Below are 17,465 nucleotides of genomic sequence, written 5' to 3'. Positions count from 1 at the left end.
TTCTCAAACAACAAACACTCTCGACACCACAACCACCAATCCTTCGATGACTGCTTCGCTCCGGAGCAACTTTACAAGCTTACCACCAAGTTGACCGTTGTCAACTCGACATTTCAGTCTTGTTCACCCGCCGTTTCCGTTTCGCCCTTTCAGGCTGTCCGGATCAGCGGCGCGAGATAAAACTCTACACGGGTTCAGCCACGACGCAAAATCGGCCAGTTTCCATGCTTTTCTGCGCAGAATCCCCGGAATCATGCGGATTCCCTGCGGTCCAAGGTGAATATCGGCTAAAAACAACGGAAAATTGTTGTTATGAAGCAGGTCACCCCAATGAAAAGGGGCCATAACTTGCCTTGGCAAGTTATGGCCCCTTCACGGTGCTTGGAGACTACTTGGACTGTCCAGCGCGCAAACGCGATACCTCGTAGAGCGAGATGCCAACAGCCATCGAAGCATTCAGCGATTCCATTGCCGAGTCGATTGGAATCGAAACGATGGCGTCGCAGTTTTCGCGGACCAGCCGGGACAGGCCCTTGCCTTCGGAACCAACCACGATGCACAGCGGGCCGGTAGCCAATTCGAAGTTCGGAAGCTCCATGTCGCCACCGGCGTCGAGGCCGATCACGAAAATGCCAGCAGCCTTGATTTCTTTCAGTGCGCTGGTCAGGTTGCTGCACTTGGCTACTGGTACGCGTACAGCTGCACCGGCGCTGGTCTTCCATGCCGAAGCGGTCATGCCGACGCTGCGGCGCTCTGGAATGATCACGCCGTCTGCGCCGAAGGCCGAAGCCGAACGGACAATCGCACCCAGGTTACGCGGGTCGGTGATGCCATCCAGTGCCAGGAACAGCGGCTGGGTCCGGGTGTATCCCTTGTCGAAGTCCTTGATGGCCTTGGTAGCCAGCTGGACTGCATCCTTGTATTCGTATGGCGGGATCTGCAGGGCCATGCCCTGGTGGATCGCGTCATCGGTCATGCGGTCGAGCTCGGGCTTGGATGCTTCCATCAGCGGGATGCCCAGCTCGGCAGCCAGCTTCAGGGATTCGCGGACGCGGTCATCGACGTCGATGCGGATGGCAACGTGCAGCGCCTTGGCAGGGATGCCGGCGCGCAGCGCCTCAACGACGGAGTTGCGGCCGGTGACGAACTCGGCGTTGACCTTGATGCGGTCGGTTCGACGGCCGGTGCTGCGCTTGGCGGCCGAGCGCTCAGAGAGCTGCTTGGCACGGTAAGCCTTGTGGTACGGGCGGTCCTCCGCTTTGGGGGTCGGGCCCTTGCCCTCGAGGGAACGACGTCCCTTGCCACCACTACCCTTGGTTGGGCCCTTTTTGTTCATTGGTTCATGTCCTTTAGTTTTGAGTTCGTTGGTGCCGCGCGTGTTCGCGACTAGTTGTCCAGAGTCCAGCGAGCGCCATCGGCCGAGTCCGCCACGGTAATGCCAGCGGATGCCAGCGCATCGCGGATGGCGTCGGAGCGTGCCCAGTCCTTGGCAGCGCGTGCTTCGGCGCGTTCAGCCAACTGGGCCTGGATCAGCTGATCCAGGGCTGCGTGCTCTGCAGAAGATTTCGAGCTTTCATTGCTGCCGGCATCATCCAGGCCCAATACCTGGGTCATGGCCAAGACCTGGCCCAAGGCCTTGGCAGTGGCAGCGTCGTCACGGCTATCCAAGGATGCATTGCCCAGCCGCACGGTTTCATGCAGCGCGGCCAGCGCCATTGGAACGTTCAGGTCATCATCCATCGCGGTGCCGAAAGCTTCCGGAACCCCGGTGGCCACGATCGACTCGGCGACGGCACCCAGGCGGTAGCGCGCATTGGAGATGAAGGTGTCGATGCGTTCGACCGCTGCCCCCGCTTCGGTCAGCGAGTCCGGGCGGTAGTCGAGCATCGAACGGTACTGCGCCTGGCCCAGGAAGTAGCGCACCACGCGGGCGTCGGCCAGCGCGAGCATTTCTTCCGGGGAAATGGTGTTCCCAATGGACTTGGACATCTTCTCACCCTCATAGGTGACCATGCCGTTGTGCATCCAGAAGTTTGCAAAGCCGTGGCCAGCCGCGTTGGACTGGGCCATTTCGTTCTCGTGGTGCGGGAAGCGCAGATCCAGTCCGCCGCCATGGATGTCGAATTCGCTGCCCAGGTACTTGCCAGCCATCGCCGAGCATTCCAGGTGCCAGCCTGGGCGGCCGCGTCCCCAGGGGCTTGGCCAGGAAGCCGTCAGCGGATCGGTGCCCTTGTAGCCCTTCCACAGCGCGAAGTCGCGTGGATCCTTCTTGCCGCGCGGATCCGAATCCGGCGCGTCCTGCATATCGTCGATCTTCTGGCGGGTCAGTGCGCCGTACTGCTCATAGGAGCGCACGTCGAAATAGACATCTCCGGAGCTGTCGGCCGCCGGGTAGGCATGGCCGCGTTCGATCAGCTGTGCAATCAGCTCATGCATTTCGGTGATGTGGCCGGTCGCGCGGGGCTCGTAAGTCGGGCGTTGGACACCCAGAGCCTCGTAGGCCCGTGCGAATTCCTGCTCGAAGCGGTACGCCAGGGCGAACCATTCTTCGCGCGGCTTGTAATGGGCATCCGCCTCGAAGTCCTCGGCGAAGGATTTCGCCGACTTCTCCAGGATCTTGTCATCGATGTCGGTCACGTTGCGGACGGTGGTGACGGCAAAGCCGCGGTATTCGAGCCAGCGCACCAACAGGTCGAAGACAATGGCGCTGCGGACGTGGCCCACGTGCGGCATGCCCTGCACGGTGGCGCCACAGTAGTACAGCTTGACTTCGCCTTCCGCCAATGGCTGGAAGTCGCGTACGGATGCTGTTTTGGTGTCATAGAATCGCAGGCTCACGCCTTTAAGGTTATCCGATGGATGCACCCTTTGTACTTCACTTGTGACACTCTCGATGATCGAAGCCCCGCGGTTGCGCCAAGGGGCCTAGCCCGATACCGGGTAGACCAGTGCGGTGGCATAGGCTGTCACGCCCTTGCCTTCCCCCTCGTAGCCCAGCCCGTCGCTGGTGGTCGCAATGACGCTGACTGGGGCGCCGATAGCCTCGCTCAGCACTTTGCTGGCTTCTTCGCGGCGCGCGGCAAAGCGCGGGCGGCGGCCAACGAACTGCACCGCGACATTGCCGATTTCGAATCCCGCCTCCCGCACCAGGCGGGCGGCTTCTGCAATCAGGCTCACACCGCTGGCCCCGGCGAATTCCGGTCGGTCCACCCCGAAGTGCGTGCCCAGATCGCCAATGCCCGCAGCGGAGAACAGCGCATCGCAGGCCGCGTGCGCTACCGCGTCGCCATCGGAGTGGCCCGAAAGCCCGGTGTCTTCCGGGAAGTGCAGTCCTGCCAGCCACATTTCGCGAGTCGGGTCTTCGCTGACCGCGTGAACATCGATGCCGTTGCCGACTCGTGGCAGGATCATGGTTTCTTCCTTTGCGCTTGGGGTGGCCGCGGGCTGGTTCGCCGCGAGCTTGCCTGCCGCGTCGAGATCTCCGGGATAGGTGACCTTCATGGCTTGCTGCGATCCCGGCACCACATGGACTTCGGCTCCGAAAGCCCGCACGATCGACGCGTCGTCGGTAACCTGCTCCAGTTCTGCCTCGGTGCAGCCATCCAGTTGGGCGTGGGCATCGCGCAACAGCTGCGCGTCAAAGCCCTGCGGGGTTTGCACCGCGCGCAGGATGGAACGTGCCGGGGTTTCCTTGATGATTTCGTGCTCGCCGGCGGCATCGAGCTCCACCACGCAGATGGTGTCGGTGACGTTCAGCGCCGGGATGACGGCGTTGCACTGCTCGTCGGCCAGAGCGCCAAGCACTTGTTCATGCAGCTTCGCCGGGGCAAAAGCGCGGGCGGCGTCATGCACCAGAATGTTGGTGGCGGCGGAACTGGCTTCAGCCAGGCCGGCGCGGACCGACGCGGCGCGGCTGGCGCCACCGGGCACGGTGCGCACCTTGTCCCCGTACTGCGCCATGGCCGCGGCCAGGCGTTCGTCCTGCGGCGGGGTCACCACGATGATTTCGGTGATCTGCGGAATTCCCAGCGCCCGGTCCACGGCATGTTCAGCCAGGGATTTTCCGGCCACCTGGACCATCGCCTTGGGAAGGCCAGCGCCGAGGCGGGTTCCCATTCCAGCAGCCACGAGGATCAGGCTTGAGTTCTGCACTTCGCTTTGCTTCACAGCGCCCAGCTTATCGTGCCGCGCGGTTCGGCCTTGGCCGCTTTAACGCCAAAAGCCGTGAAACGCTTGGGAGCGTTTCACGGCGATGCGTTACCGGAACGGGGCTAGGCCGAAGCCAGAACCTCGTCCAAGAGGCCTTCTGCCTTGGCCTCGTCCAGATCCTTGGCCAAGGCCAATTCACTGATCAATACCTGGCGAGCTTTTGCCAGCATGCGCTTTTCGCCTGCCGACAGACCACGGTCATTTTCTCGGCGCCACAAGTCGCGAACTACTTCTGCAACTTTGATGACATCGCCGGAAGCGAGCTTCTCGACATTTGCCTTGTAGCGGCGCGACCAGTTGGTCGGCTCTTCGGTAAATTCAGCACGAAGGACATCGAACACATGGTCCAAGCCTTCCTGACCTACCACGTCACGTACGCCAACAAGATCAACGTTCTCAGCAGGAACCTCAATGGTCAGGTCGCCCTGAGCCACCTTGAGCTTGAGATACATTTTCTCTTCGCCCTTGATCTTGCGCATCTTGATCTCTTCGATCATCGCGGCACCGTGGTGCGGGTAGACAACAGTCTCGCCAACCTCAAAAACCATGTGGATAAACCCCTTTCCCACGCCCTAGTCTACCATGTTTGCTATTCCGGATCCTGCGACTGTGCCCCATATAACCGCGAATTCACGCGGAAATGCCTCTTCCACTTGCAAGAGAAACATGCTATGAAGAAGATAGGGCAGTCGACTGCGCACCACCCCCCTTCCCCGCATCGGTTGTCTACAACTTGTCGAAATGCGTGTGTTGCACGTCGCTAAATCGCGTCTTTGCGTGAAAAACAGCTAGGCTTAGAGGTAATCGTGGTCCAATTTTCGATTGCCCCTGCCCTAGGTGCATTCGATTAAGCAGGCCACGAACCGAAGCAACTCATTTTTCTCACCGAGGAGTTAGTGTCGTGATCACCGCACGCATGACCGCTGGACGTCGCATTGCCGCGTCCCTCGCTGTGGCTGCCCTGGCATTCGGTGTCACCAGCTGTGGCGCCATCAACGAGCAGGCCACCAACACCGACTACGCCGCCAGCGATGGCGTCAACGTCGATGTCGCAGACGCAAAGGTCCGCAACCTGATGTTCGTCACCAACAGCGACGACACTGAAGCCCGCCTGATCGGCTCCGTAGTCAACGCCGGCGATTCCGCGCTGACCCTGTCGGTCAAGGCTGACAACGCAGCACCTGTCTCCATCCAGGTTCCTGCAGACGGCACCATCAAGCTTGAAGAAGACAAGAACCAGCAGATCATCAAGAACATGGGCATTGCAGCTGGCGAACACGCCGACTCGGTCTTCACCGTTGCCGGTGAGAACGTGGAATTTAGCGTTCCAGTTGTCGATGGCACCCTGGCTGAATACCGCGACTTCGTACCAGGCGGTGCTGATCAGTCGGTTACCGAGCACCTGACTCCAGAAGAGACCCACTCCACTTCGGGCCACTAAGCTTCGCGCAAGACAAAACAAGAGCCTCGGACAGAATCGAAAGATTCTGTCCGAGGCTCTTGGCGTATCCTGGCTCTTTGGCTTTAGACCACGAACTTGTAGCCCAGCCCGCGCACGGTCACCAGGCGTTCGGGCACCGCCGGGTCGACCTCGATCTTGGAGCGCAGGCGCTTGACGTGCACATCCAAAGTCTTGGTGTCCCCCACGTAGTCGCTGCCCCAGACGCGGTCAATCAGCTGGCCTCGGGTGAGCACTCGACCGGCGTTGCGCAACAGCATTTCCAGCAGCTCGAATTCCTTCAGCGGCATGGATACCTCGGTGTTGTCGACCGAGACCACGTGGCGTTCCACGTCCATTCGCACCGGACCGGCGGTGACCACATTGCTGATCAGTTCTTCGCCTTCGCCCTGGCGGCGCAGCACAGCACGGATGCGGGCCAGCAATTCGCGGGAGGAGTACGGCTTGGTGACGTAGTCGTCGGCGCCGAGCTCCAGGCCGACGACCTTATCGATCTCCGAGTCCTTTGCGGTGAGCATGATGACCGGGACCTGGCTGTTCAGGCGGATCTGGCGGATCACTTCGGTTCCGGGCTGGCCCGGGAGCATCAGATCCAGCAGCACCAGGTCTGCGCCATGGCGTTCGAACTCGGTCACGGCCTTCAGACCGTCGTCGGCGATCCGGACTTCGAAACCTTCGCGTTCCAGCAGGTAGGACAGCGGGTCAGAGAGCGATTCCTCGTCCTCAACGATCAATATGCGGGTCATCGGCGTCCTCCTTCACGATCGGACGCATTCGTCTCGATCGTTCGTTCCTTCATCGTCTGGCCGGCAAGCACATTGCTGGTCGCCGGTTCTTCGTCCGCTAGGGGAAGTCTTAGGGTAAATGTGGATCCGTGGCCCGGCTGCGACCACAGCGACACTTCGCCGCCGTGGTTGGCCAGCACGTGCTTGACGATGCTCAGCCCCAGGCCGGTGCCCCCGGTCTGCCTCGAACGTGCGGAGTCCACGCGGTAGAAGCGCTCGAAAACGCGTTCCTGCTCTTCGGCCGAAATCCCGGGTCCCTGGTCGGTGACCGAGATCTGCGCATAGCCATCACGCTGCCGGATGCCCACGCCTACCGTGGTGTTCTCCGGGGAGTAGCGGATGGCATTATCGATCAGGTTGCGGATCGCAGTCATCAGCAGGTCCGCATCGCCCAGGATCGGCTCCTCGAGATGTCCGCCTACGGTAATGGCGATGCCCTTTTCCTCGGCAATCAGGTGGCTGCGGTCAACTGCCTCGGCCACGACGCTGTCGATATTCACTTCCTGGCCCTGCACGATGGCATCGGATGCCTGCAGGCGGGAGAGCTCGATAATGTCCTGGACCAGGGCGGCCAGGCGCCGCGATTCCTTGTCCATCCGGGTGGAGAAGCGGCGTACCGCCTTGGGGTCATCGGCAGCCTCGGTAATGGCCTCGGCCAGCAGGCCGATCGCGCCGACAGGAGTCTTCAGCTCGTGGGAAACGTTGGCCACGAAGTCGTTGCGCATCGCTTCGGTACGGGTGATTTCGGTACGGTCGTCGGCCAGCAGGAGAATGTACTCGTCGCCCAGCGGTGCCACGCGCACATGGACAATCAGCTGCCCGGCACCCAGCGTGGAGCGTTGCAGCTCGTACTGGCTTTCGGCAATCACGCCGTCGGCGCGAACCTGCCGCACCAGCGAGAGCAGTTCGTTGTGGACGAGCGTGTGTCCTCGCACCAGTCCGTAGGCGTAGGAAGCGGGGTTGGCTCGAACCACCCCGTCGACGTCATCAAGGATTACGAAGGCGCGTCCAATGACCGACAGGACGGCGGCGGCTCCCTCGGGGAGCACGGGTTCGTCGACCTGCGGCAGCTTCGAGGAGCGGTTCTGGGAAAGCCGGAAGGCGATGACGCCAACGATCCCCAGAGCCAGGCCGAGGACGCCGGCTATAAGAGTCGAGATCACTTCGTTCACATCTTTAGACTAGCTTCACCTTTGGGTGGCACCGGCCCTAAATGACGTGATTTAGTCGATTTCGGCGCGCTGTTCACCAAACGTTCACCTTTCGTGGCATATTCGTTAATCACCCGCTGACAAGCTGGAGCAAGACCCTCCACCATGCCACAAAACTGTTTCGGGGCGGTTGGCTGCCACGGCAGTCCACCATCCGGCATGGATACCGACACTCGAAAGGAACTGCTGTGCGTAAGGTATTTCAAGCAGACCTGCAGCAAATTGGCGAAGAACTCATTGAGATGGCCAACCAGGTCGCAACCGCAATGGATCGAGCTTGGGATTCGCTAGCCAACGTCGACGTCGATCTGGCCCAGGAAGTCATCGCAGCGGACGCGAAGATCGACTTCCTGCAGAACCAGCTCGATGAGCGCGCTATCGATACCTTGGCTTTGCAGGGACCGGTAGCCAGCGATCTGCGCATGATCGTCGGTTCGCTGCGCATGAGTGCTTCGCTGGAGCGCATGGGCGACTTGGCACGCCACTTGGCGCAGCTGGCCCGCCTGCGCTTCCCCAACCCGGCAATCCCAGCCAGGATTTCCGACACCTTTGCCCAGATGGCAAAGATCGATATTGACATCGCCAAGGCCGTTGCGCGTTTGCTCGACACCCGCGATCTGCAGATCGCTACCGAAATTATCGAGCTGAACCACCAGCTGGATCGCTTGCACTCCAGCGTCTTCACCCTGGTCGCGGCCGACGACTGGGATGCCAATGCACCCACCACCGTGGACGTATCGCTGACCAGCCGCTACCTTGAGCGCTTCGGCGATCATGGTGTGTCCGTAGCTCGCAAGGTCACCTATCTGGTGACCGGCGAATGGGACCCCACCGAGATCTAGGTCCGCGGACCTAAGCTATAAGGCTGCGCCTTGGCGCCTGCCATCCGGTACCACCGGATGGCAGGCGCCATTTTTGCTCTCCAGCTCATTCAGCACTGAAACTGGGTGTCCGGGGTCCGGGAAGCCTTCGCATCGCGGCGCGAACTGGGTACCGTGCCGTGGCCCGCGGCCCCGTTGGCATGGCAGTGCTGCGCCTCGTCCGGCCATGCAGCTCCACGCGCTCACGGTGAGCGCACGTCCAGCCATTGCCCCGGCAGGATGCCAGCGGACGCACGACGCAGCGCTGGGCACCCCAGGGACCGCCGTTGGAGTCCGGTCCCATCCGGGGAATCCAGCCCGTTAAACCAGCAGAGGGCAGTCCACCGATCGGTGGACTGCCCTCGCAGGTTGTTGGCGCGCAAGTGGCGCCAGCGTCTAGCGGGCTTCTAGCCTTCGCACTCGACGCAGAAGCCTACATTGCCCTCTTCGCGCACCAGCTGCGAACGGTGGCGAATCAAGAAGCACGAGCCGCAAATGAACTCGTCGTCTTTCTGCGGAATGACCGTAACGGTCAATTCCTCGTTGGATAGATCCGCACCTGGCAGATCCATGCCATCGGTGTGGTCGGTCTCATCGAGCTCGCGCACCACCGACTTGGCGTCCGGTGCGTTTGCGGACTTCACCGCATCCAGAGAAGCCTTACGTGCCTCAGCAACGTCTGGGCGGACTTCATCGTAATCAGTTGCCACGAATTGCATTCCTAACGTGAGCCATTGAGCCTATTCGAAATAGGAGATTACAGCATACTAATGCCAAAAATACAATCGTGCGCAGTTGTTTCGCTCACAGCCGGATGCTTGGCGTTACCTCGGCGTTAACAAGCGGACGGCGGCATCGCGAACTACTGGCGAGTAGCCAGCAGCCTCGATGCCGCCGAAAAGCGTGTCCTACTTGCGGCCTTGGTTGGCAACGGCCTCGATGGCGTCCGCAGCGGCTGCTGGATCCAGGTAGGTTCCGCCCTTGGTGATTGGCTGGAAGTTGTCATCCAGCTCATAGACCAGCGGGATGCCGGTTGGGATGTTCAGGCCAGCAATGTCTTCATCGCTGATGCCATCCAGATGCTTGACCAGCGCACGCAGCGAATTGCCGTGGGCGGTGACCATGACGGTCTTGCCTGCCGACAGGTCGGCCTTGATGTTGTTCTCCCAGTAGGGAAGCATGCGATCCAGCACGTCCTTGAGGCACTCGGTGCGTGGGGCGGAGTCGCCCAACGCCGCATAGCGCTCGTCGTTGATCTGGCTGAACTCCGAGGAATCATCCAGTGCTGGTGGCGGGGTGTCGTAGCTGCGACGCCATTCCATGAACTGCTCTTCACCGAACTCGGCCAAGGTCTGCGCCTTGTCCTTGCCCTGCAGCGCACCGTAGTGGCGCTCGTTCAGGCGCCAGTCGCGGTTCACCGGGATCCACGAACGGCCAGCGGCCTCCAGGGCCAGGTTCGCGGTAACAATGGCGCGGGTCAGCAAGGAGGTGTGAAGCACCTCCGGCTTGTAGCCAGCTTCGGTCAGCAGCTGGCCGCCGCGGGCAGCTTCAGCACGGCCCTTCTCAGTCAGCGATACGTCGTACCAACCGGTGAACAGGTTCTTTTCGTTCCATTCGCTCTGTCCGTGGCGAAGCAAAATCAAAGTGTGGCTCATGTAATCCATCCTAACCAATGCGCAAGCCTGCTCGTGCGAAAGTTAAGGCCCGTGATTAAAGTGCGAAGACCTGCAGTCCGCCAAGATGCGGATGCAGGTCTTCGGGAAAACTTGGTGCCTTGGCACGCCTAGTAGTTGTACCAGCCGCCGCCTTTGCCGCTGACGGCAGGCTTGACGTCCGCGAGGTACACGCAGGCGATGCAGGCGCCGATCAGCTGCAGGAAGCCGATTCCGCCCTGGCTGAAGATGCCAAGCAGTGCCACGGCGGTGCTGGCGACGGTCAGTCCAAGCCAGAACCCCTTGGTGCGCTTGCCTTCCTGGGCGAAACGATCTGCGCCATGACGCAGGCAATCAACCAAAGCCCAGACGGCGATCGCAACGATGACAATGCTCAAAGCGATCATCATGTAGTACTCGATTATTTGGGCCATGCGCAACATGTTCATGCTTGTACTCTACCTTTTTGGCGCAAATGATGGGCGCTGTGCCACGCGCGAAAATCAGCGCCCGCGGGCATCAAAGCCGGTCCAGCGCTTGCTGCAGATCGGCCCAGAGGTCTTCCACCTCTTCAATGCCTACTGACAGTCGGATCAGGCTGGCCGGGACGCTGGCCGGCTCCGAAGCGTGGCGGGCCCGGCGCTCAGCTAGGGATTCCACGCCTCCAAGCGAGGTGGCGCCGGTGATGAGCTGGAAGGCTTCCAGCACCCGGTCCGCTTCTTCGGCGGTGCTTCCCGCTTCAAAGGCGATCACCGATCCGAACCCACCCATGAGGTCCGCGGCGCGCGCGTGGCCCGGGTCGTTGGGCAGTCCCGGGTAGCGTACGGCCTGCACCTTGGGATGTGCCGCGAGGCGTTCTGCCAGCACCTGGCTGTTTGACTGCGAACGCTGAAGGCGCACGGCCATGGTGCGCACCCCGCGTAATGCGAGGAAGGTATCCATCGGGCCGGCGATCGCGCCATGCAAGGTCCGGTACCCATGCAGGCGGCTGTGGAGCTGCTCGTCGCTGGTGACCAGCGCGCCCATGATCACGTCCGAGTGGCCCGACAGGTACTTGGTCACCGAGTGAACTACAAGGTCGGCACCGTGGACCAGCGGCTGCTGGAGCAGTGGGGTGGCAAAGGTGTTATCCACGATGCTCACGACGTTCTTCGCTTTGGCGGCAGCCAGCAGGGTCGGCAGGTCGGCGACTTCCAGCATCGGGTTGGTTGGCGATTCCACCCAGAGCACATCGGCCCCATCCAAGGCAGCGAGCACTTCTTCGGTGTTGGCAATATCCACCGGGCGAATGCGCAGCCGTCCCGCATCTTGCAGCTCTGCGCTCAACGCCAGCGAACCGTTATAGGAATGCTGCGGCATCACCAGCACGCCGGCCTCTGGCACGATGCTCAATGCGGCGGCAATAGCTGCCATGCCCGAGGAGAACACCAGGGCAGGCAGCGTTGCCGCTTCGAGCTGGCCCAGTACTTCTTCAAACGGATCCCAGGTCGGATTGGAGAAGCGCGCATATACGCGTTCACCCGGCGCCGCCTGGCCTTTGGAATGGTAAGTCGAGGTGAAGGTTACCGGGTGGTTGACTGGAGCATCGTAGCCATGGGCCGGACGCCCGCCGGCAACGAGCAAAGTTTTCGGATCCCAGGCCGGATTGGCGCCTGATTCTGCGGTGCGGGGGTTCATGGAAAAAACTCTACGCTTCCTTTGACGCTGCCAGCCGGTGGATTTCACTACATTTCATCTGACTGATCCCCCACACTGGGCGCATTTTCGTTGCACATCCTGCCGTTGCAGCGCACATCTTTAAATGTCCTTGGATAGGCTAGTGGGGTGAGTATCGAATCGAGTACCCCAACCCGTGGCTTGTTCATCGTTTTTGAAGGCGGTGACGGCGCTGGGAAGTCCACGCAGGTCGCCCTGGCCCAGCAATGGCTGGAGTCCCGTGGCGCCAAGGTCACCACTACCCGTGAGCCAGGCGGAACCCAGATCAGCGAAGAGCTGCGTTCCTTGGTGCTCGAACATGGCCACGGCGAGATCGATGCCCGTACCGAGGCCCTGATTTACTCGGCGGCGCGTGCCGCCCATGTCCAGCAGGTCATCTCCCCCGCGCTGGATGCCGGAACCCACGTCATCTGCGACCGGTTTGTTGATTCCTCGCTGGCTTACCAGGGCATGGGCCGTGCCCTCGGCTTTGATGCCGTCGCATCGATTAACGACTTCGCAACCGGCGGACTGAAGCCTGATGCCACCATCATTCTTGATATCTCCGCCGCGCAAGGACGTGCCCGGCGCATTGCGGCCAGCGGCGGCGTGGAGGATTCGGATCGCTTGGAATCCGAGCCGGATGATTTCCATGAACGCATCCGCAACGCCTTCCTCGACTTGGCGGCCCGTGATCCGCAACGCTATCTGGTCCTGGATGCCACCGCCAGCGTGGAGAAGCTGCACCAGTCGGTTGCGCAGCATTTGGCAGGCTTGCTGTGACCCGGCCGGTCTTCGCAGAACTTGCCGGGCAGGAACGTGTCATTGCCACGTTGACCGCTGAGGTTGATCGCGGCAACCCGACCCATGCCTGGCTGGTCACCGGTCCCCCGGGTTCGGGCCGCACCACCGCGGGGCGGGCTTTCGCGGCAGCTTTGCAGTGCACCCAGGCCCCGGCCGGCTGCGGGCAGTGCGCCAACTGCAAAATGGTCATGAATTCGGAGCACCCGGATGTGTCCTTCGTATCCACCGACAAATTCGAGTACCAGATCGCTGACGTCCGCCATCTGATTACCCGTGCACAGGAAAGTGCTGGCACCGGCCGCTGGCGCATCATCATCATCGAAGATGCCGACCGCATGTCCGAGCGCAGCACCAACGTGCTGCTCAAGGCCATTGAAGAACCGCCCGCCAAGATGATCTGGATCCTGAGCGCCCCGTCTCCTGCAGATGTTCTGGTGACCATTCGATCACGGTGCCGCGCGGTAAATCTCTCCGTGCCGTCCACCCAGGATGTTGCCGATCTTCTGGTGCGCCGTGACGGCCTGGAACCGGAACAGGCGCTGTTCGCTGCCCGTGTCTCGCAGTCCCACATTGGCGTAGCCCGTTTGCTGGCCCGTGACGAGCAAGCACGCATCCAGCGTGAAAAAGTCGTTACCTTGCCGTTGCGCACCACCACCTTGCCGCAGGCGATGGCCGCTGCCGCAGAAATTTCCAAACTGGCCAGCGAGCGTGCCGAGAACATTACCGGCACCGATCTGCAGAACAAGATTGCCCAGCTGCGCCACGCCAACGGCTTGGGTCCAGAGGAGAACATCCCCGCTGGATTGCGTGGACAGTTCAAGGCGCTGGAGGATGATGCCAAGCGATTCGCTCGGCGTGCGGCTTTCGATGCCTTGGACCGTACCCTGACAGACCTGACCACATTCTTCCGCGATGTTTTGAGCATCCAGCTGAAAACCGGAATTGAGCTGATCAACGAGCACCTGCGCGAGCAGCTCGAACGTTTCGCAGCGGAACAGTCCAGCGAGAAGTCCTTGGCCCAGCTTGATGCCATCAATGAAACGCGCAGCCGCTTGGCTGCCAACGTCAACCAGCTCATGGCCCTGGAAGCACTCATGACCCGTTTGCTGCCTCAGCCGGGACGCCGTTAACCCATCACAAGGAGACACTAAAAGTGCCTGCACGCTCACCGATGATGCGCTTGGCCGCAGTGGGGACCGCTCTGGCTTTGACCCTGGCCGGCTGCTCTTCCACTACAGCGGATTCGCAGTCCGGCGCATCGGATGCGTCGCAGTCCGCGCCCAACGCCAGTACACCGGAAGGATTGGAATCCTTCTACAGCCAAGACCTCGATTGGGAAGAATGCGGCAGCATCATCGAATGCGCCACCATAGAGGTTCCGCTGGACTATGCCGATCCCGAAGGCGAGAGCATTGATCTGGCGTTGAACCGCCGCGCAGTGGACGGAGCGACAGGCAATCTGCTGGTAAACCCCGGCGGCCCAGGCGGATCCGGCCTGGATCTGGTGGCGTCCTCGGTACCAGGCATGTTCAGCGCTGACCTGCAGCGCACCTACAACGTCATCGGATTCGATCCGCGAGGCGTGGGAGAAAGCTCCCCGGTCACCTGCCAAAGCGGTGCCGAGACCGATGAGGGACGCCAGGAAAACCTGCGGGCTTGGGTTCCTGAAGACCAGGACGAAATTGTCGAGGATACCGAGGACTACGCAGCTGACTGCGCGTCCAATACCGGCGATCTCCTAGGCCACGTCGATACCGTTTCGGCAGCGAAGGACATGGACGTGATCCGTGCTGTGCTCGGTGATGCACAGCTGGACTACCTCGGTTTCTCCTATGGAACCTTCCTCGGAGCAACCTACGCTGATTTGTTCCCTCGGAATGTGGGTCGCTTCGTACTCGATGGCGCCATGGATCCAACCAGCACAGCTTCGGACCTCACCTTGGCCCAGGCCGTTGGCTTCGAGAAGGAGATCGACGCGTGGCTCGCCAATTGCCTTGAAAGCGGTGAGTGCCCGTTCACTGGAACCGTTGAAGAGGCCAAGGTGCAGCTGCAGCAGTTCTTTGCGCAGGTGGAGAACGAACCAATGACTGCCAGCGACGGGCGTGCAGTGCCGATCATCGACTTCATCAACGGCTTCATCTTGCCGCTGTATGACGATTCCAGCTGGCCCATTTTGACCGATGCGATGAACGCTGCCGTCAACGACGCGGATGTGGATATGATCCTCGGCTTCGCGGATCTCTCGGCGGACCGCGAGGGCGACGGCACGTATGCATCGAATTCCACCGATGCTTTCACCGCCATCAATTGCCTGGACCGTCCAATGGACGCCAGTCCAGAAGCGATGCAGGCCGAAGCAACAGAGTTGATGCGTGCGGCCCCGACCTTGGGCAAGTATCTCGCCTACGGCGGCATCACCTGCGAGGCCTGGGACCACGACGCCACTGGCAAGCCTGAGGTCCTCGACGCGGAAGGCTCGAATGAGATCCTCGTCATTGGCACCGTCGGCGATCCAGCTACCCCCTACGCATGGTCTGAGGCATTGGCGCAGCAGCTGGATAACGCGACCCTGCTGACCTATGAAGGCCATGGCCACACCGCATATGGACGCTCCAATGAATGCATTACCAAAGCGGTGGATGAGTACCTGATTGACGGCAAAGTCCCCGAAGCCGGCACCCGGTGCTGATTGGGCTTGATGATGTCGTCGCCGTTTTGACGTTCAGACAATTCCTCGGATAAAGTGACGTGGTGCCTGTTTGCAGGTACAGGCCTCCTTAGCTCAGGGGTAGAGCAGCTCCCTCGTAAAGAGCAGGTCGCCGGTTCAAATCCGGCAGGGGGCTCGTTGTGAAGAAAACCCCGGAATCGCGCTTGCCGCATGATTCCGGGGTTTTCGCAATTTTCAATGGATTTTCATGACTGGTCCCGGGGTCTTCGATTCCCACGCAGTCCATTCTTATCCCGCATCTTGCCCAACGGCGCTTTTGGATATTCAATTAGGCCAGAGCCGGCAAACGATTCTTCACTCCGCGATCAGCAGATCATCGATCCTGGTTCGCGACCGGCAATAGCGGTATAAGCCTTCGACAGCAATTTCCAAGGAATTCCAAACTGATGCAATCCTTGCAGTACTCCCCTGAACCGCCATCGCTAGGCGGCAACGCGATCATGCGCCAACGGTGGAGCGAAGTAGCGTTCCTGCATTGGCGGGTTAGCCCGGATGAGGTGGCGCCGTACATGCCCGAAGGATGCCGGCCAGATATTGTCGCCGGCAGCGCTTGGGTGGGCCTCGTCGCTTTCCAGATGTCGCGCAGTGCGTTCTTCTCCGGTCCTGCGATTCCGTGGTTGGGTGACTTCCCGGAGATCAATGTGCGCCTCTATTCCGTTGACAATCAAGGACGCCGCGCAGTGGTATTCCTGAGCCTTGAAGCATCACGCCTGCTACCTGTGCTCATGGCGCGGGCAGTCTTCGGGTTGAAGTACCAGTGGTCGTCCATGAAAATCCTGAAGAAGGCCGGCACGATCAGCTATGCAACACGGCGCATCGGAAATCCGAGCGCACGTTCCCGCATCGTCGTGCGTCCGGTAGAAGCTTCTGCCAGTGCCGGTCCAATTACCCCGGGTTCGCAGACCGCCATCGCGCTATCGGCACAGTGGGCGTTCCACCAGCGGCATCTTGGGCGCACCTTGCACTGCCGGAACCACCATGAACCGTGGCCGCTGCAACCTGCACAACTCGTTGAATTCGACGATGGCCTGCTGCGTGCCGCCGGTTTCGCCACTCTCGCTGATCGAGCTCCTGACTCGGTTCTGTACGCCGAAGGCGTCGATACGCTGTTCGCTGCACCAACCGTACTGGACTGCTAGAGGCCAGGCACAAGGCAGTTGCGGCAGAAGGCTCCCGGTTTCGGAAGAAACCGGGAGCCTTCTGTTCTGCCTAGCTTTTTTACTCGAAATCGGCGGTTGCCGGGTCAGCCGAGATACGGCCTTCCGCTCCGCGGTCCAGGGTAGCGATGGCAGCCAGATCTTCCTCGTCCAGATGCACGTTCAGCGATTCGAAGTTCTCGACGATGCGCGATTCGGTGGTCGACTTCGGGATGACCACGTTGCCTACCGCCAGGTGCCACGCGATGACTACCTGTGCCACCGATGCTTCATGCTTCTTGGCGATCTCCACCAGCACTGGGTCGCTGAGCAGTTCGCCGCCGTGGCCCAGCGGGGACCAGGACTGGTGCAGGATGCCGTGCTCGGCCTCGTAGGCGCGCAGCTCGCCCTGCGGGAAGTACGGATGGGTTTCGACCTGGTTGATCACCGGGCGGACGCCGGTTTCGGTGTAGAGCTCTTCCAGTGCTTCCTTGGTGAAGTTGCAAACGCCGATGGACTTGGCCTTGCCGTCCTTCTGCAACTGGATCAGTGCCTTCCAGGTGTCCACGTAGGTGCCGCGCTTGGGCTGCAGCCAGTGGATCAGGTACAGGTCGACGTATTCCAGGCCGAGCCGTTCCAGCGAGGCATCCGCTGCGGCGAGGGTCTTCTCGAAACCCTGGTCCGAGTTCCAGACCTTGGTGGTGATGAAGAGGTCTTCGCGTGGCACGGTGCTGGCTGCAACTGCGCGGCCGACGCCAGCTTCGTTGCCATAGATGCGTGCGGTGTCGATGTGGCGGTAGCCGGCGTCGATGGCCTGGCCAACGACTGCTTCCGCGTCCTCGTCGGCGACCTTCCAGACGCCGTAGCCAAGCTGGTCGATGGTGTTTCCGTCAAGGAACTTCAGTTCAGGAATTGTTTGGGTCATG

At 61.1% G+C, this 17,465-nt stretch carries 17 protein-coding genes and 1 tRNA gene; 7 read left to right on the top strand and 11 right to left on the bottom strand.

Annotation, left to right across the window (positions count from 1 at the left end; translation table 11 throughout):
* Positions 1-388: 388 nt before the first annotated feature.
* From rlmB to ACWICV_RS16670, 4 genes are all read right to left on the bottom strand, one after another.
* Positions 389-1,336 carry a 23S rRNA (guanosine(2251)-2'-O)-methyltransferase RlmB gene (gene rlmB / locus ACWICV_RS16685; RefSeq protein WP_105658780.1) on the bottom strand — a complete coding sequence of 316 codons (948 nt, stop codon included), beginning with the start codon at positions 1,334-1,336 and terminating at the stop codon, positions 389-391.
* Positions 1,337-1,386: 50 nt separating this feature from the next.
* A complete protein-coding gene (cysS, locus tag ACWICV_RS16680) occupies positions 1,387-2,838 on the bottom strand; it encodes a cysteine--tRNA ligase (protein ID WP_332499016.1) in 1,452 nt (483 codons plus the stop codon).
* A gap of 87 nt (positions 2,839-2,925) precedes the next feature.
* On the bottom strand, positions 2,926-4,167 hold the full coding sequence (gene ispD, locus ACWICV_RS16675; protein ID WP_454091366.1) for a 2-C-methyl-D-erythritol 4-phosphate cytidylyltransferase: 1,242 nt from the start codon (positions 4,165-4,167) through the stop codon (positions 2,926-2,928).
* Between the two features lie 104 nt (positions 4,168-4,271).
* On the bottom strand, positions 4,272-4,757 hold the full coding sequence (locus ACWICV_RS16670; RefSeq protein WP_038993823.1) for a CarD family transcriptional regulator: 486 nt from the start codon (positions 4,755-4,757) through the stop codon (positions 4,272-4,274).
* A gap of 353 nt (positions 4,758-5,110) precedes the next feature.
* On the opposite strand from ACWICV_RS16670, the gene ACWICV_RS16665 reads away from it, so the two are divergent.
* On the top strand, positions 5,111-5,650 hold the full coding sequence (locus ACWICV_RS16665) for a hypothetical protein (RefSeq protein WP_332488239.1): 540 nt from the start codon (positions 5,111-5,113) through the stop codon (positions 5,648-5,650).
* A gap of 83 nt (positions 5,651-5,733) precedes the next feature.
* On the opposite strand, the gene ACWICV_RS16660 is transcribed toward ACWICV_RS16665, so the two are convergent.
* Positions 5,734-6,414 (bottom strand): response regulator transcription factor, encoded by a 681-nt coding sequence (locus ACWICV_RS16660; RefSeq protein ID WP_105658784.1) that lies wholly within the window; start codon positions 6,412-6,414, stop codon positions 5,734-5,736.
* Positions 6,411-7,625: a sensor histidine kinase gene (locus ACWICV_RS16655; protein WP_388024205.1), complete on the bottom strand. Its 1,215-nt coding sequence runs from the start codon at positions 7,623-7,625 to the stop codon at positions 6,411-6,413. The genes ACWICV_RS16660 and ACWICV_RS16655 overlap by 4 nt, the downstream gene beginning before the upstream one ends.
* Positions 7,626-7,852: 227 nt before the next feature.
* On the opposite strand from ACWICV_RS16655, the gene phoU reads away from it, so the two are divergent.
* Positions 7,853-8,506 carry a phosphate signaling complex protein PhoU gene (phoU, locus tag ACWICV_RS16650; protein WP_133835063.1) on the top strand — a complete coding sequence of 218 codons (654 nt, stop codon included), beginning with the start codon at positions 7,853-7,855 and terminating at the stop codon, positions 8,504-8,506.
* Between the two features lie 425 nt (positions 8,507-8,931).
* Here the strand turns inward: phoU and ACWICV_RS16645 are convergent, their stop codons facing one another.
* From ACWICV_RS16645 to ACWICV_RS16630, 4 genes are all read right to left on the bottom strand, one after another.
* Entirely contained in the window at positions 8,932-9,234 is a 303-nt protein-coding gene (locus ACWICV_RS16645; RefSeq protein ID WP_038993831.1) for a DUF4193 domain-containing protein, read from the bottom strand.
* A 198-nt stretch (positions 9,235-9,432) separates the two neighbouring features.
* Positions 9,433-10,179: a phosphoglyceromutase gene (locus ACWICV_RS16640; RefSeq protein ID WP_332488251.1), complete on the bottom strand. Its 747-nt coding sequence runs from the start codon at positions 10,177-10,179 to the stop codon at positions 9,433-9,435.
* 128 nt (positions 10,180-10,307) lie between these two features.
* Positions 10,308-10,625 carry a DUF2516 family protein gene (locus tag ACWICV_RS16635; protein WP_454091365.1) on the bottom strand — a complete coding sequence of 106 codons (318 nt, stop codon included), beginning with the start codon at positions 10,623-10,625 and terminating at the stop codon, positions 10,308-10,310.
* Positions 10,626-10,695: 70 nt separating this feature from the next.
* On the bottom strand, positions 10,696-11,853 hold the full coding sequence (locus tag ACWICV_RS16630; protein WP_332727722.1) for a trans-sulfuration enzyme family protein: 1,158 nt from the start codon (positions 11,851-11,853) through the stop codon (positions 10,696-10,698).
* A 147-nt stretch (positions 11,854-12,000) separates the two neighbouring features.
* Between ACWICV_RS16630 and tmk the strand changes: the two genes are divergently transcribed.
* The 5 genes from tmk (at position 12,001) to ACWICV_RS16605 (ending at position 16,542) form a co-directional block, all read left to right on the top strand.
* Positions 12,001-12,654 carry a dTMP kinase gene (tmk, locus tag ACWICV_RS16625; protein ID WP_400291617.1) on the top strand — a complete coding sequence of 218 codons (654 nt, stop codon included), beginning with the start codon at positions 12,001-12,003 and terminating at the stop codon, positions 12,652-12,654.
* Entirely contained in the window at positions 12,651-13,805 is a 1,155-nt protein-coding gene (locus ACWICV_RS16620) for a DNA polymerase III subunit delta' (protein WP_400291616.1), read from the top strand. Before tmk ends, ACWICV_RS16620 begins: the two co-directional genes overlap by 4 nt.
* Before the next feature lie 23 nt (positions 13,806-13,828).
* Positions 13,829-15,364 carry an alpha/beta hydrolase gene (locus ACWICV_RS16615; protein WP_454091364.1) on the top strand — a complete coding sequence of 512 codons (1,536 nt, stop codon included), beginning with the start codon at positions 13,829-13,831 and terminating at the stop codon, positions 15,362-15,364.
* An 82-nt stretch (positions 15,365-15,446) separates the two neighbouring features.
* Positions 15,447-15,518, top strand: a tRNA-Thr gene (locus tag ACWICV_RS16610).
* A gap of 271 nt (positions 15,519-15,789) precedes the next feature.
* Entirely contained in the window at positions 15,790-16,542 is a 753-nt protein-coding gene (locus ACWICV_RS16605) for a YqjF family protein (RefSeq protein WP_400291612.1), read from the top strand.
* Between the two features lie 79 nt (positions 16,543-16,621).
* Here the strand turns inward: ACWICV_RS16605 and ACWICV_RS16600 are convergent, their stop codons facing one another.
* Positions 16,622-17,464 carry an aldo/keto reductase gene (locus ACWICV_RS16600; protein WP_105662502.1) on the bottom strand — a complete coding sequence of 281 codons (843 nt, stop codon included), beginning with the start codon at positions 17,462-17,464 and terminating at the stop codon, positions 16,622-16,624.
* Position 17,465 lies beyond the last annotated feature (1 nt).

The sequence above is a fragment of the Glutamicibacter sp. NPDC055354 genome (genome assembly GCF_053644955.1).
This window is presented reverse-complemented; position numbering and strand designations above follow the sequence as displayed.